General features: G+C 38.8%; 14 protein-coding genes and 2 tRNA genes. 9 read left to right on the plus strand and 7 right to left on the minus strand.

Going from position 1 to position 15,499, the window contains the following annotated elements; genetic code table 11:
* The first annotated feature begins 19 nt into the window (after positions 1 to 19).
* Positions 20 to 541 carry an acyl-CoA thioesterase gene (locus tag RYH73_RS22905; protein ID WP_335315823.1) on the plus strand — a complete coding sequence of 174 codons (522 nt, stop codon included), beginning with the start codon at positions 20 to 22 and terminating at the stop codon, positions 539 to 541.
* A 12-nt stretch (positions 542 to 553) separates the two neighbouring features.
* Here RYH73_RS22905 and RYH73_RS22910 read toward each other — a convergent pair whose 3' ends face one another.
* The 3 genes from RYH73_RS22910 to RYH73_RS22920 all read right to left on the minus strand — a co-directional run bounded on the left by RYH73_RS22910 (position 554) and on the right by RYH73_RS22920 (position 3,674).
* Positions 554 to 958: an EVE domain-containing protein gene (locus RYH73_RS22910; RefSeq protein WP_335315824.1), complete on the minus strand. Its 405-nt coding sequence runs from the start codon at positions 956 to 958 to the stop codon at positions 554 to 556.
* Between the two features lie 170 nt (positions 959 to 1,128).
* A complete protein-coding gene (locus RYH73_RS22915; protein WP_335315825.1) occupies positions 1,129 to 1,626 on the minus strand; it encodes an FKBP-type peptidyl-prolyl cis-trans isomerase in 498 nt (165 codons plus the stop codon).
* Between the two features lie 29 nt (positions 1,627 to 1,655).
* On the minus strand, positions 1,656 to 3,674 hold the full coding sequence (locus tag RYH73_RS22920; RefSeq protein ID WP_335315826.1) for a thioredoxin domain-containing protein: 2,019 nt from the start codon (positions 3,672 to 3,674) through the stop codon (positions 1,656 to 1,658).
* Between the two features lie 183 nt (positions 3,675 to 3,857).
* On the opposite strand from RYH73_RS22920, the gene RYH73_RS22925 reads away from it, so the two are divergent.
* Positions 3,858 to 4,955: a mandelate racemase/muconate lactonizing enzyme family protein gene (locus RYH73_RS22925; RefSeq protein WP_335315827.1), complete on the plus strand. Its 1,098-nt coding sequence runs from the start codon at positions 3,858 to 3,860 to the stop codon at positions 4,953 to 4,955.
* Between the two features lie 56 nt (positions 4,956 to 5,011).
* Here RYH73_RS22925 and RYH73_RS22930 read toward each other — a convergent pair whose 3' ends face one another.
* Complete coding sequence (locus RYH73_RS22930; RefSeq protein WP_335315828.1) at positions 5,012 to 5,443, minus strand: hypothetical protein; 432 nt, start codon at positions 5,441 to 5,443, stop codon at positions 5,012 to 5,014.
* A gap of 236 nt (positions 5,444 to 5,679) precedes the next feature.
* Here RYH73_RS22930 and RYH73_RS22935 point away from each other — a divergent pair, with 236 nt between their 5' ends.
* Both RYH73_RS22935 and mazG read left to right on the plus strand, forming a co-directional pair.
* Positions 5,680 to 7,458, plus strand: a complete 1,779-nt coding sequence (locus tag RYH73_RS22935) for an aminopeptidase P family protein (protein WP_335315829.1) — start codon at positions 5,680 to 5,682, stop codon at positions 7,456 to 7,458.
* A gap of 87 nt (positions 7,459 to 7,545) precedes the next feature.
* Positions 7,546 to 8,346 carry a nucleoside triphosphate pyrophosphohydrolase gene (gene mazG, locus RYH73_RS22940; RefSeq protein WP_335315830.1) on the plus strand — a complete coding sequence of 267 codons (801 nt, stop codon included), beginning with the start codon at positions 7,546 to 7,548 and terminating at the stop codon, positions 8,344 to 8,346.
* Positions 8,347 to 8,352: 6 nt separating this feature from the next.
* Here mazG and RYH73_RS22945 read toward each other — a convergent pair whose 3' ends face one another.
* Positions 8,353 to 9,573, minus strand: a complete 1,221-nt coding sequence (locus RYH73_RS22945; RefSeq protein ID WP_442946139.1) for an ABC transporter permease — start codon at positions 9,571 to 9,573, stop codon at positions 8,353 to 8,355.
* Between the two features lie 74 nt (positions 9,574 to 9,647).
* On the opposite strand from RYH73_RS22945, the gene fmt reads away from it, so the two are divergent.
* Complete coding sequence (fmt, locus tag RYH73_RS22950) at positions 9,648 to 10,574, plus strand: methionyl-tRNA formyltransferase (RefSeq protein ID WP_335315832.1); 927 nt, start codon at positions 9,648 to 9,650, stop codon at positions 10,572 to 10,574.
* A 67-nt stretch (positions 10,575 to 10,641) separates the two neighbouring features.
* Here the strand turns inward: fmt and RYH73_RS22955 are convergent, their stop codons facing one another.
* Together RYH73_RS22955 and RYH73_RS22960 are read right to left on the minus strand one after the other, a co-directional pair.
* A complete protein-coding gene (locus RYH73_RS22955; protein ID WP_335315833.1) occupies positions 10,642 to 11,508 on the minus strand; it encodes an aminotransferase class IV in 867 nt (288 codons plus the stop codon).
* 42 nt (positions 11,509 to 11,550) lie between these two features.
* Positions 11,551 to 12,597 carry an RluA family pseudouridine synthase gene (locus tag RYH73_RS22960; RefSeq protein ID WP_335315834.1) on the minus strand — a complete coding sequence of 349 codons (1,047 nt, stop codon included), beginning with the start codon at positions 12,595 to 12,597 and terminating at the stop codon, positions 11,551 to 11,553.
* A gap of 148 nt (positions 12,598 to 12,745) precedes the next feature.
* Here RYH73_RS22960 and RYH73_RS22965 point away from each other — a divergent pair, with 148 nt between their 5' ends.
* The 4 genes from RYH73_RS22965 (at position 12,746) to RYH73_RS22980 (ending at position 15,422) form a co-directional block, all read left to right on the plus strand.
* Positions 12,746 to 13,387, plus strand: a complete 642-nt coding sequence (locus RYH73_RS22965; RefSeq protein WP_335315835.1) for a response regulator transcription factor — start codon at positions 12,746 to 12,748, stop codon at positions 13,385 to 13,387.
* 60 nt (positions 13,388 to 13,447) lie between these two features.
* Positions 13,448 to 13,520, plus strand: a tRNA-Lys gene (locus RYH73_RS22970).
* Positions 13,521 to 14,246: 726 nt separating this feature from the next.
* Positions 14,247 to 15,218: an NAD(P)H-quinone oxidoreductase gene (locus RYH73_RS22975; protein WP_335315836.1), complete on the plus strand. Its 972-nt coding sequence runs from the start codon at positions 14,247 to 14,249 to the stop codon at positions 15,216 to 15,218.
* 131 nt (positions 15,219 to 15,349) lie between these two features.
* Positions 15,350 to 15,422: transfer RNA gene (locus tag RYH73_RS22980), tRNA-Lys, on the plus strand.
* Positions 15,423 to 15,499: the final 77 nt, after the last annotated feature.

Here is a 15,499-nt window from a genome sequence, read left to right on the forward strand (position 1 = left end):
GTTTATCTATCTTTGCGACATGAATAAGAAATTTGCTAAGGAATCATTCACCATTATGAATGAATTGGTTTTACCCAACGATACCAATACACTTAATAATTTAATGGGTGGAAGATTGTTGCATTGGATGGATATAGCCGCAGCTATATCTGCTCAAAAGCATTGCAATCGGATTGTGGTAACCGCTTCTGTCGATAATGTTTCATTTCGGCATCCCATTAAATTAGGTGATGTGATTAGCATAGAAGCGCAGGTTACAAGAGCATTTAACACTTCCGTTGAAGTACGTCTTCAGGTATATGCTCAAAATATTCCGTCAGGAAGTAGAATTAAGTCGAACGAAGCATTTTATACTTTCGTAGCCATTGACCAAAATTCGCGCACCATCGCTGTTCCCGAATTAACACCTGAGACAGAAGAAGAAAAGGAATTATATGAGGGTGCTTTGCGCCGCCGCCAATTACGATTAATCCTTGCAGGGAAGATGAAACCGGAAGAAGCTACTGAATTATATAATTTTTTTAATCAAATAGGTGCTTAGTATTCTCCGAAACTAGCTTCCCAATTCTACAATGCGATCAAACTCTTCGCGGGCTAATGGCATAACAGATAGTCGTCCTTGTTTAACAAGTGCAACATCTTGCAACTGATCATCTGCCTTTATGGTTTCTAGTGTAACCGGTTTTTTTAATGTTTCAAAAGGCGCTAAATCCACTACGACCCAACGCTCATCATTGGTCGTTGGATCTTGGTAAGCTTCTTTCACAACTTTCGCAATTCCGACGACCTCTTTCCCTTCATTACTATGATAAAATAATACCAGATCACCTTTTTTCATCGCTTTCAAATTATTTCTTGCTTGGTAATTTCGGACGCCATCCCAAAAGGTTTGCTTATCTTTTAAAAATTGTTGCCAGCTATATTTAAAGGGTTCTGATTTAACCAGGAAATAATTCATATGTAATAAAGTCTATCGCTGCTGCGAACTTACGTAAATTCACTTTTTTTCACAAGTACTCATTTTGTAGTTCAAGATCGCTCCGCGAATGCTTCAAATTAGAAGAGATATAAAAATAAAAAGGAGCGCCGCAATGGCGCCCCGTTTAAAAGAATAAGAAATTTCTAATATTAGTGTCCACTATCTCCGTCAATTCCGTGCGCGTGTCCATGCGACAGTTCGTCTTCGGTAGCCTCGCGTACATTTAAAATCTCAATATCGAAGTGTAGATTCTGTCCAGCCATGGGGTGGTTAAGATCAACGACTACCGCTTCGGGACTAACTTCTACGACACGTGCGCGAAACTGATTACCTTGATTATCTTGTAGGGGAAGGATTTCGCCTACAGGAGGAATGCCAGACTCTTTAAACATATCAGCAGGAAGCTGTGCAACAGCGCTTTCGTCCTTTTCGCCATAGGCATCAACAGCCGGCAATTCAAAATCGATGGTATCCCCTTGTTTAAGTCCCCCGATGTTCTCTTCGAATTTTGGAAGCATCATCCCTACTCCATATAAAAAAACAAGCGGATTTGATTTGTCTGCTTCTTCAACAAACTCTTTTTCTCCGTTGTTGATTGTGTGCAATTTGTAAGTAAGCGCTACTACGCTGTTTGGTGAAATGGTCATTTTTATAAAATTATGGAAACCTTTTCTGATCAGGCTTCCGGTTTAAGAATTAAATTTTCTACGTCCTTTAAATTATCAACTGGTAAACTGCACGTATTGTTTTTACAAACATAGATTAGATTATGTTTGGCAACTCTGTTCACTAAAAGTGGTAAGTTCTCTTCCTCTCCTCCTAAAATAACTTTATTTGGAATGTAAAGATGCTGATCTAAAGCGATTCGTAAATTTTTGGCCTCTGGCCCGGTAATCGCTATTTCATTAAAACCGCACACTTCCTCCAGTAGTCTAATTGCCCAGTTTGAATAAGCGGATCCATAAGTTCTAATTTGCGGAAAAACATTTGCCAATAACTGAGCCGAAATTTCTTTATAAGTAGGATCCTCAAAAATTACGCCTAACTTATTTAGCTGATGTGCCATAACCGAATTGGAAGATGGAATTACATTGTCCATTATCTCAAATTTACGGGTAATCAATACGTCATTTAGGTCTGAACTATAGTAGAATGCGGTCGATTGTTGGTCATAAAAATGCCTAAGCGTGTAATCCATTAATGATTTCGCTCGGTCCAACCAACTTTTATCAAAGCTTACCTCATAGAGTGTAATAAAGGCGTCAATAACAAAAGCGTAATCATCCAAAAATGCAGTTATTGTCTTATAGGGCGTTGCAGGCTGGTGTAAAAGCACGCCGTCTTTCGTTATCAACTTATCAAGGATAAAGCTTGCACTTCGTTGTGCTACTGTAAGGTATTCGGGTTTGTTAAGAGTCCTATAAGCATCTAAATAAGCTTTTAGCATCATTGCGTTCCAACTAGTCAGTATTTTGTCGTCAGTACCTGGACGTATGCGTTGTGCTCTATAGTGCAGTAATTTCCTTTTGATATCTTTTAAATACGCTTGCCATTCCTCGAAGCTATAACCCGCCTGTTCTGCCAATCTGTCAGCATCAAAACTCGTTCTCAGTACATTTGTTTTTTCTTCCAACCAATTGCCTTCGGCTGTTATGGAAAAATATTCAATGAGTAAAGGCGCATCTTCACCCAGTACTTTTTCGATTTCTTCCTGCTGAAAAGTATAATATTTTCCTTCTACGCCTTCACTGTCAGCATCTAAAGCACTAAAAAAGCCCCCTTCTGCCGAGGTCATTTCACGATTGACCCATTCGAGCGTTTCCTCTATTATACGTTTATAAAATGGATCACGATTTTGCAAATAGGCTTCGGCATATAAGCTTACTAATTGAGCATTATCATACAGCATTTTTTCAAAGTGCGGAACATGCCATTGTCCGTCCACTGCATAACGTGCAAAGCCTCCACCTAGCTGATCGTATATGCCACCAGAGGCAATATGTTTCAACGTAAAATGCGTATGACTTAATATCTTGGTATCATTTGTTAAATGTCCATAGCGAAGAAAGAACACCCAATTGCTCGGTAACGGAAATTTAGGAGCTCTTTTATAACCTCCATTTGCAAAGTCAAAGGTCTCCCTCCAAGGTTCTACAATCTCTTTCAGGTCTTCTCTGCTGTATTTGTCAGGAATTTTATTGATGCTAAAGGTCTCACTTGCTGTAATTCCTTGTGCTAATTTCTCTGCATAATTAATGGCTGTTTCAGCTTCGTTTGTCCATAAAGTTTGCACCTGGTTCAAGATGTTCACCCAATCGGTCGATCGAAAGTAGGTACCACCATAAATCGGTCGACCATCCGGAAGGCAAATGCAATTCAAGGGCCACCCACCGGCATTTGTCATAAGTTGAACAGCTGTCATATATAGCTGATCAATGTCGGGTCTTTCTTCCCGATCCACTTTGATAGAAACAAAGTGGCTGTTCATTACATGGGCAACATCTTCATTTTCAAAACTTTCTTTTTCCATGACATGACACCAATGGCACGCTGAATAGCCAATGCTAACAATAAGTAATTTGTTTTCCGTTTGAGCCTTCTGTAAAGCATCATCTCCCCAAGGGTACCAATCTACGGGATTACGCTGATGTTGTTTGAGATAGGGAGATGTTTCGTTCTGAAGGTGATTTGCCATAATATATGTAAAGGTAATATTATAAACCTGAATACGAATTTTATCTTAAAATAGTGGGACTTCGATGAAAACATTTATCTTGCAAACTGTACTGGTGAGAGGTCAGGTTTGCGTTTTAATATAGGTATCTTGCTTATCTTATCGAAAGCGTTTCGGTCTCTCTTGCTTTTGAATTTTTCAATCATGCTGATTTCACATATCGAAATTTTTAGGTTTAGTATCAAAATGGAGCCTTTTGTAATTGCGACGGGCACAATGGATTACGCACAGAATATCTTGATAAAGATTTATACAGATGTAGGATTGAGTGGGTATGGAGAATGTTCTGCTTTTCCGATGATTGTCGGCGAAACACAAAATACTTGTTTGTCGCTGGCGCAAGATTTTGGTCGTATATGGAAAGGCAAAAATGCACTTTTATTAGATGAGCGAATGAATGAACTACATGCCTACATCGCTAAAAATTCAACTATCAAAAGCGCTTTTGATATGGCCTTGTACGATTTGGCTGCCAAGTACGACAATAAACCCCTTTATAAATACCTAGACGGATCGATCAGACCAATAAAGACCGATATTACTGTTGGGATTGCTTCTCCTTCAGAGATGGCCGAAAAAGCTTTGTCTTTCGTTAAAAATGGCGCTTCAATTTTGAAAATTAAACTCGGGAAGAAACCGGAAGAGGATATTTTAAGAATCCAGGCGATACGCAGGGCGATCGGAAATAACATTCCTATTCGCTTAGATGCCAATCAAGGCTGGACCTATGAAGGTGCGTTGCTTGCTTTAGATGCATTTGCAGATCTTAATATTCAATTTTGCGAACAACCAATGCGGTCTTATAATGACCATTTACTACCGCTTTTAAGGGAAAAAGTGCGTATTCCCATTATGGCTGATGAAAGTTGTTATGACCATCGAGATGCTGAACGGTTGATAAGTACAGGCAGTTGCGATGCAATTAATATTAAATTGGCTAAATCGGGTGGTATTCTTGAAGCGCTGAAAATTCACCAAGTTGCAAAGCAGAATCAAATTCCTTGTATGATTGGTGGTATGCTGGAAACTCGCTTGGCCTTAGCCGCAAATGTACACCTTGCCTATGCATGTGAAGGCGTTATATACCACGATATGGACACTTGTATGATTGGTCATCTTGAAGATCCTATTATAGGTGGCGTGAAATTTGACGCTTACGATCTTAGCTTGGAAGATAGCCCGGGAATTGGCGCTGAAGTGAACGAAGCTTTTTTAGAAAGATGTGAACGCTGGATTGTGTAGTGCAAAAAAGGAACGCGCGCTAGATTAGGACCTAAAACCCGTTCCTTTTCCTTCTATCAAAAAACAATGGCCTCTGGTCCCGAAACCTTGTTTATATGGCATTCACAGCGTCCTCCACTGATAACAAAATCAGTCTTTTTTATCTGTCCGTTACTTGGATGGGTTCCGCTGACCACAATGGTATCCCCTTCGATGCTAAGGGCGCTTTTATCACCATCAGATGCAATCATATAAAACGGATTTGACGCATCTGCTGACTGCTCTGTGCCACTTGGGAGCTTTTTCCCGGTCGTTTTAAGTGTGGCAGAAAAATCTTTCACCTGCAATGTGTCCCCATTATTATCTGTAAAGACAACACCGACCGTTCTAAATTCCATCGTACAGGGCTTAGGGGGGCAGTCGACTTCGGCTTGCTTATTCCTTTTACTTGCGCAAGATAAGAACGCAGTGAAGACGATCATTAAGGGTAATATTATTCTAAGAGACATATGAATGTATTTAATTTTCAATATTGTTTAAATCAGCCATGTATATATCAAAAACCATTGATATGAAGATAAAGGTAAAAATTTCATTCATAAAAATAGTGTTATCCTTCCAGTTTTGATAACATATATATAAATAAAAACACGACACACGCGTCTTCCATTTATTTTAATTTTTTTCAAAAAAAAGCGCAGTAATGGTACCACAATTAGTAAATTGCGCCAAATATACATGTATTATGACATATTTTGAAAAGCTGTCTGCCATTCGTAAACAGATGTCGGAGCAGCAGATAGATGCCTATATCATTCCTTCATCTGACCCGCATATAAGTGAATATCTTCCGGATCGTTTCAAATGTATTGCTTTCGTTTCAGGTTTCACCGGTTCTGCCGGAACATTGGTTATTACGCAAAATTTCGCAGGATTATGGACAGACTCACGCTATTTTGTACAGGCGAATGATCAATTAAAGAACACCGGGTTCGAACTGGTGAAACTAAAAACACAAGGTGCTGCCGAGTACATCACCTGGTTGACGGAACATTTGGAAGCTGGAAACACCGTTGCATTTGATGGGAAACTTGCCTCCGTTTATGTCGCCAAACAACTTATTGATCAATTACAGCCTCATAAAATTTTGATCAACGGAACGGTGGATCTATTGGACCGGATTTGGCAAGATCGGCCTGCATTGCCGAAAGAAAAGGCTTACATACTCGAAAATGAGCTTGTTGGCGAAAGTATCCCGGAAAAGATCTCGAAAGTAAGAGAAGCGATGAAAAAGTTCAATGCAGGTTATCACCTGGTTTCTTCATTGGATGATATTGCTTGGATCTTTAACTTAAGAGGAAGCGATGTGAAATGCAATCCGGTGGTTTTGAGTTTCGCACTCGTTGAACCAGCAAAAACAACCCTTTTTATCAACGGCAATAAGTTGGTGCAGGGCGATAAAGAAATGCTCGAAGGACAAGGTGTGACGATCGTTGAATATGACGCACTTGAAGAAGCGCTTCGCCAATTACCTGCAGGCGAAACCGTTTTGTTGGATCCGAAGCGAACCTGTTATGCCGTATATACACAAATACCCCAATATGAACGTGTTATTGAAACGTTGAACCCGAGTACAACGCTAAAAGCTTGCAAAAATGATATCGAAGCCGAGCATACTCGACAAACCATGGTGAAAGATGGTGTAGCACTTACCGAATTTTTCAAATGGCTTGAAGAACAACTTGGGAAAGAAGATCTTACAGAGATTGGTATTGCAGAGAAGCTACTAGCCTTTCGTCAAAAGCAGCACGATTTTGTAAATGAAAGCTTTGATACTATTGCCGGGTATATGGAACATGGCGCCCTTCCTCATTATAAAGCAACAGAACAGAGTAACGCTGTTTTAAAAGAAGAGGGGTTACTGCTCCTTGATTCGGGAGGTCAATATAAAACAGGCACCACTGACATCACCCGCGTTGTATCTTTAGGATCCACAACGGATGCAGAACGAATGGATTATACACTGGTATTAAAAGCTATGATTGAGGGTAGCACTGCTATTTTTCCGAAAGGAAGTAAGGGATATCAAATTGATGCGATTACAAGAAAACCCCTCTGGGACCGACTGCGGAATTACGGACACGGTACCGGGCATGGAGTCGGTTTTTTTCTAAATGTGCACGAAGGACCACATGTATTTAATACTGCAAATATCGATATTGCCATTGAGGAAGGCATGATCACGTCTATCGAACCCGGGCTGTATCGTGAAGGCCGCTATGGTATACGTATCGAAAATTTAGTTCTGAGTGTCCGCGATCAGGAGACAGAGTTTGGTGAATTTATGGCTTTTGAGACATTAACGTTGTGCTATATCGATACCAGCTTGGTCGACAAAACTTTATTGGATCAAAAGCATATCGACTGGTTAAATCAATATAATAACATGGTTTACGAGCGCTTGTCTCCCCATCTAGATGCGACACATCAGCAATGGTTAGCACATAAAACAGCAATCATTTAAGACGGTATAGCGCAAGGCCTTTTATCAAAGGCCTTGCGCTATACCGTTTCTCTTCGATCTTTTTCTTTTAAGTATATCTTTTTTATTATGCCACATATAGCACCAGTTAAGCAAAACACGCCAACCGAAGCTTTTGATCGGTTATTGGAAATTTTGAATACGTTACGTTTAGAATGTCCATGGGACAAAAAGCAAACAATGGAATCGTTAAGGCACTTAACCATTGAAGAGACCTATGAACTGGCAGACGCTATTTTGGATAAAGATCTACCCGAAATAAAGAAGGAATTGGGAGATTTAATGATGCACCTGGTATTTTATGCACGTATAGCAGAGGAAACGAATGATTTTGATATTGTAGATGTCCTTAACAGTGTATGCGACAAACTTATCAATAGACACCCACATATTTATGGAGATATTGAAGTAACAGATGAAGAAGATGTAAAACGTAATTGGGAACAACTAAAACTAAAAGAGGGAAATCACTCTGTTCTTTCAGGGGTGCCGAAAAGTTTGCCCGCCTTGGTAAAGGCTTATCGGATTCAAGACAAGGCAAGAGGCGTCGGTTTTGATTGGGAGGATAAACACCAGGTATGGGAAAAAGTTGAAGAGGAATTGGCTGAGTTTAAAAATGAACTGGATATTACAAAAAGTGAAGTAGTTGATTTAGAGAAAGCAGAAGCGGAATTTGGCGATCTCTTGTTTTCACTAATAAATTACGCAAGGTTTCTAGGTATTAATCCGGAAAATGCTTTGGAAAAAACGAATAAAAAATTTATACAACGTTTTAATCACTTGGAAAAAAGAGCACAGGAACAGGGAAAAAATTTAAAAGATATGTCTTTGGCTGAAATGGATATTTATTGGAACGAAGCCAAACGATAAAGGTCGTTACTTAAATCGAATAGCTTTAATAGGTGTAATTCGGCTGACTAGGCCCGAGGGAACTAAAAGAGCTAACAAACATAATAACGTTGTACCTACATTGAGCAGTATAATCTCTTGCACACCAATGTCGATTGGAACATATGCAATGTAGTAATCCTTTTCGTCCAGTTTAAACAAATGCGTATAATATTGCAAGGCACATAAACCGATACCCAATATATTTCCAAGTAAAAGGCCAAAACCAATAAGACGAAGTGCATTATAGAGGAACACTTTTCGGATAGAAAGATTAGTAAGACCTAAAGCTTTCAATATACCGATCATATTTGTTCGCTCTAAAATAAGAATGAGCAAGGCAGATATCATATTAATACTAGCTACTAAAATCATCAGTATGAGAATAATCTGCGAATTAATATCTAAAAGCGCTAGCCAATCGAATATCTCAGGAAATTGAGAGACAACTGTTACTGACAGCAGCTGGATGGGCAATAAATCCAATACTGTCTGATTGACGTCTTCAACCTTTTCAAAATCCGTGGTCATGATTTCATAACCGCCGACCTCGTTGTCCGACCATTTATTTAAGCGCCTTATGATTGATATATCACCAATCACGTAGGTTTTATCAATTTCCTCAACACCTAAATTGTAAATCCCCACAATAGTGAATTTCCGCTTTCTCAGAGGGTCCTGAACAAAGTACATGAGGAAATCATCCCCTAATTTAAGTTTTAATCTATTGGCGGTATAGCGTGAGATAAGTATTTGTTGCTGCGCCGGGATGCTGTCCGCAAAGTTAATTACGTTTCCTGCAATTAGCATTTTTCGTAGGTTCTCCTGATTATAAGCGCTATCAATCCCTTTCAGTACAACCCCTTCTATTTCGTCTTCGGCATTTATGATGCCAGGTTTGGTAGCAAAAGCATTAAGCTCTTTAACGCCCTTTAATTTTCTGACCAGCAGCAAGCTATCCGGTTGGATACTAAAAGGCGAGCTTTCGTAGGAGCTGTTTAGGTTGTGTTTATAAATAGTAATATCACCATTGAAGCCTCTTTCTTTTTCAATGATGCTTCCTTTGAAACCTTTCAAAATAGCAATGGCAAGTATCATCACCGAAAGCCCTAACATAATACCCGCAATCGCTACGCTCACGATTAGCCTTGAGTATTTGCGTGCACCGCTTTTAGAAATCCTATTTGCTAAGTATAAAGGGAAATTCAAGTCTGACTATTTATTTTGTACCTTAGCAAAGGTAAAGATTGAAGTGTTTTTTAAAGAACGTAAACAGAAAAATAATGCGAATTATATTTATGGGGACTCCTGAATTTGCGGTGGCTTCTTTGGCTGCGTTGCTAAAAGCAGGTGAAAATGTGGTGGCTGTTGTTACGGTTGCGGATAAGCCAGCAGGGAGAGGACAAAAGATACAAGAATCAGCGGTAAAAAAATTTGCCCTTTCAAAGGGCATTCCCGTTTTGCAACCAGATAAATTAAAAGATCCGAATTTCATTCAGGCCTTAGCCGCATATCAAGCAGATTTACAGGTCGTAGTAGCTTTTAGAATGTTACCTGAAATCATTTGGAATATGCCATCTAAAGGAACGGTCAATTTACATGCCTCCCTCCTTCCAGAATATCGAGGTGCGGCTCCGATAAATCATGCAATAATGAATGGGGAAGCTGAAACAGGCGTTACGACTTTCCTTTTGCAGCATCAAATAGATACTGGAAACATTCTATTGCGTGAGAAAGTGGCGATTGAAGCAAATGATACAGCAGGAGATTTACATGATAAATTGATGCTTGTGGGCGCTGAGCTATTGGTAAAAACCGTGCAACTTATTAAGGCTGACGAGCATCGTGAGATCCCACAGGCAACTATTGCCAATGAGCAGGGATTAAAACATGCCCCAAAGATTTTTAAAGATGATTGTAAAATACAGTGGAATAAACCCGTCGAAGAGGTATATAACTTTATTAGAGGATTAAGCCCCTATCCTACTGCTTTTACAACATTTCAGCAAAAAACGTTAAAAATTTTTGCATGTCGTCCGTTAAAAGAACTAGAGCCATTGAAAGACGAACCAGGGAGTACGCTGACCGATGGGAAGCATTATCTACGATTTGCAACACAAGATGGTTACATCGATGTACTCGAACTGCAATTGGAAGGTAAAAAAAGGATGTCAATGGAAGAATTTCTTAGAGGCGTCCGGTTTGACTGAGGACGATAATATTTTATTTATTGGAAAGCAGTGGAAATCCCCCTGCTCTCCATAATATTGAAGCGTATCACTCCTCATTTAAATCAGAGGTAAGTTGCCATTTGCTTAATTTCTCCTGTAATTTTTTGGAGAGGTGGTTGAAGTATCGTTTCTTTTTATATCCCATTACCCAATAAATACCGTGTATTGCATTCGTTAAGAACATCTCATCCGCTTCGTGTAGTATTTCCGGGCTAATTTGTGCCTCCACCACTTCTATCCCATATTCATTAGCCATTTCAATAACTACTTTTCGCATAACCCCAGCAATACAACCTTCACTTAAAGCCGGTGTGTACAGTGTTTTGTTATACCAAACAAAGATATTAGAGCTCAGTGATTCACAAAGGAAACCATCATTGTTTAGGATAAGAATATCGTCACAACCTAAACGCTTTCTTTCTATACCAGCCAGTATGTAAATAAGTGCATTATTGCTCTTTAGGTGAGATAGGCTGTTAATCGACTTTTTATGTTCGCGGTAAACATCGATGATTACGCCCGTTTTATTAAGGCGATATCCATCATGATCGAGTGGATTGGCTTCCAAAAGATAATTCGCCTTATTAGTTTCAGGACTATAAAGGCCTGCTCCCGATCGGTAAACGTTTAATCGAATGCGCGCATCTGTTCCCAGCTTGTTCTTTCTTACCAGTTCGGCGGCTTTTTCGCGAATAAAATAGGCATCAAATTTTGACGACCCTTCCAAGTGGAGGAGCTCCATGCTCGTTTGCAAACGCTCAATATGATATTGAATGAAGCGGATATCACCGTCCATCCAACGCATGGTTTCAAAAATTCCATCTCCATATCTTAAACTTCTATTGGTGCTTGGTATTGCGAGCTGGTTTTCCGGCATCAAATTACCGTTATGATTTATATATCTATCGTTCATTGTTAACTTAACGGGAAAATCTAGAAAAAATTCTGTAAAAAATTACTTGTTTCGTTCGTATTGTACGTAGGATTTCCATTTATCCAGACACATGGCAAAGTCTGCCGGAAGATCGCACTCAAAATACAATAGTTCCTTCGTTTTGGGATGTGTGAAGCCCAGACTTCTAGCATGCAAAGCCTGGCGAGGCAGCAAAGTGAAGCAATTGTCTACAAATTGTTTGTATTTTGTAAAAACCGTTCCTTTTAAAATTTTATCCCCACCATAAAGTGCGTCATTAAACAAGGGGTGGCCAATAGACTGCATATGTGCCCTAATTTGATGCGTCCTACCAGTTTCTAATTGGCACTCAATCAATGTAACATAGCCAAGACGCTCAAGAACCTTATAATGCGTAACGGACCACTTACCTTTGTCTTCATGATCGTAAACCGACATTACTCGACGATCTTTAAGGCTTCGGCCAATATAACCTGAAATTATACCATCCGCTAAAAGATCTCCCCAAACCAAGGCAATATATTTGCGTTGAATCGTGTGGTCAAAAAATTGCTTTGCAAGATTCGTAATCGTCCACTCATTTTTTGCTATTACCAGTAAACCGCTTGTATCTTTATCAATGCGATGTACCAAGCCGGGTCTGCCGTCGTTACCCGGTAATTGAGGTAGCTGACTAAAATGATAAACTAATGCGTTTACTAGCGTACCGGTGTAGTTGTTATAACCAGGGTGGACCACCATTCCCGCAGGTTTGTTTACAATTAGCAAATCATCATCTTCATAGCGGATATCTAAGGGAATATTTTCCGGATAAATCTCTGTATCCCTTGGCGGATGTGGCAATACAACCGTAATCACATCGCCGGGCTTTACTTTATAACTTGCTTTGATTGGTCTGTTGTTGACCAATACGTTTTCTGCATCAATGGCGTTCTGCACTCTATTTCGAGAAGCATTTTCAACGCGATGCATTAAAAATTTATCGATACGCAACAAGGTTTGGCCTTTATCGACGACCACCCTTAAATGTTCAAATAAATCCTGTTCGCCGTTATCTTCAATATCGAAAGCTGCTTCGTCTTCTGCCATGCTGCAAAAGTAAATATTATTTGGTTTCCATTAAGCAGTCTAGTGAAAATAACGTTTTTCAACAAACTTTTTCTTTTATTTTAAGGAAATTTCTTTGCAATTTAGCGCTTGCATCCAAGAGACGTTTAAAACGAAATAAAAAATATTCATGTCGTATCATAACAACAATATTCGATTAGCTATAGTGGATGATCACCAGATTGTTATTCAAGGGCTTAAAACGCTCTTGACAAACCATCCTGAGATTGAAGTTGTGGATAGCTTTATTAGCGGCACTGAGTTTATGACTTTTTTGAATAGTCATGAAGTCGACGTTGTTCTTCTAGATGTTATGTTACCTGATGGTAGCGGTATCGACTGGTGTAAAGAGATCAAGATTAAGGCACCAAGTGTGTCGGTTCTGGCTTTAAGCAATCATGCAGAACGAAGTTTTGTTATGAAAATGTTGCAAAATGGTGCAAGTGGATATTTATTGAAAAATGTATCTGTGGACGATCTTGTTCGCGCCATTAAATCTGCCTATAACGGTGAAATTGCTTTTAGTACCGAGGTAAACGAGATTATCGCCAAGCCCACGTTAAATGAACTTAAGGGACCTCCACAACTTACAAAAAGGGAAAAGCAGATTTTAGAAATGATTGCTGAGGGGAAGACTACGGCTAACATGGCTGAGGCCCTTTTTCTTAGTCCGCTAACGGTAGAAACACATAGACGAAATTTACTACATAAATTTGAAGCAAAGAATGTGGCCGAGCTAATTAAAGAAGCGTTGCAGCAAAGATTATTGTAAAAAAAAGTTCTTTTTTCTAAGAAAAAGTCTAAATTTGGGCTCCCGATACAGAAAATAAATGACTTCGTAGCTCAGTTGGTAGAGCAACTGACTCTTAATCAGTGGGTCGAGAGTTCGAGCCTCTCCGAGGTCACATCTTTAAAAGTCCTTTTTACAAAAAGGGCTTTTTTCATATATAAACCATACTGATCGTCTCACATTTTTATGTACATATAGAACCTTTACGAATAAGTATTATATGTTATAAAAGAAGTAGCCCCTCTGGGAAAGGGGCTATTCTGCTAACCAATTATAAACCTATATTAAACTGAGGGGCTATTTTAACAACAAATTGATTTTTTTATCATTTTGTTGATGCAAATATAGTAAAAAAATCTATTATCAAAATATTTTTCTCATTTTTTTTTCAATAAAAAAACATTTGTACTTTATTTTTTATTGAAAAAGAATATTTATTGAATACAATACCTATTATTTGAACTTTTTTGTTAGTTTTTAAACAAAAAAGAAAATATCATGAATATTTTATACCATTATATATATTAAAAATATGTTATTTTGCGTTTTTTATTGGTGTAAAATTTTATTTCATTGGTTTTTTTATACTTAAAAAATATTTTTTGTTAAAAAAGTACTTTTAAAACCAAAAAAAACCAATATTATCTTACATATAAAGACATATTTTCTTTTTGTTATCAACAATAAGATAAAAACTTCAATATTATTTCGTAAGTAAACGTTTTTTTTGACAACAGCCAACATGTCGAGTTATGCAAGGTCTTATCAAAAGCTGGATTCTTATTATGAACAATTTGGTTTCCACAAACGTTGAACTTAAATGATGTAAGGAAAAATAAATATGAATGCGATAGTAATTACCGAATACGGCGCACCTGACGTTTTGAAAATACAAGAAAAATCAGATCCGTTACCAAAATCCGATGAAGTACGTATTCGGGTTAAAGCTGCCGGAGTTAATCGTCCAGATGTTTTCCAACGTAAGGGTAAGTACCCGGCACCTACCGGAGCCGTAAGCGACATACCTGGATTAGAAGTTGCAGGAATAATTGAGCAAATAGGTTCGGAAGTAAGTAAATGGTCGATTGGTGATCATGTCTGTGCCTTGGTCGCTGGAGGCGGTTATGCGGAAGAAGTGGTTGTCTGTGCCGATCATTGTCTTTCTATCCCCACAGGCTTTAGCTTTACCGAAGCGGCGAGTCTTCCCGAAACCGTCTACACCGTATGGGATAATGTATTCCGTCGTGGACAATTAAAGAATGGAGAGGGATTTCTGGTACATGGTGGGTCAAGTGGTATTGGCGTTACGGCTATTCAGTTAGCCAAAAGTATGGGAGTAAAAGTATATGCGACAGCCGGTTCTGAAGAAAAGTGCAAGGCTTGTCTTGATCTGGGCGCTGACATTTGTATCAATTACAAGGTTTACGACTTTGAGAAGGTTCTTTCCGGTGAAAAAATAAATGTGATCTTGGATATGATCGGTGGCGTGTATTTTCAAAAAAATATCGATATTTTAGATGAAGATGGTCGCTTGGTCTACATTAACGCAATGAAGGGTAATTTTGTGGAGTTGAATATCATGGAAATTATGCGTAAAAGAATCAGCGTGACAGGGAGTACATTACGCGGTAGGGATAAGCATTTTAAAGCGCAATTGACTGAAGATATATTGATTAATGTCTGGCCTTTAATGAATTCAAGACATTTCAAACCCTTAATCCATGCGGTGTTTCCGCTATCAGAAGCAGGACGGGCGCATGAACTAATGGAAGAGGGAAAACACATTGGAAAAATAGTATTAAGTGTAGATTGATTTTTTTTTGATTGAATTACAGTATTTTGCATATATATATCGTTAAAAGACATAATTCGTCTTGCATTATAGATGTAAAGATCATACCTTTGCAGCTCTTTCAAAGAAACCTAGTAGGTTTCAAACAAAAAGATTCCGTAGCTCAGCTGGTAGAGCAATACACTTTTAATGTATGGGTCCTGGGTTCGAATCCCAGCGGGATCACAAAGCCTCAACAAAAGTTGGGGCTTTTGTCATTAAGCTGGGAGGCGAACGAAGGGTTGGGTAGGTTCGAACGCCGA

The organism is Olivibacter sp. CPCC 100613 (assembly GCF_036959255.1).
Classification (GTDB): domain Bacteria; phylum Bacteroidota; class Bacteroidia; order Sphingobacteriales; family Sphingobacteriaceae; genus Olivibacter.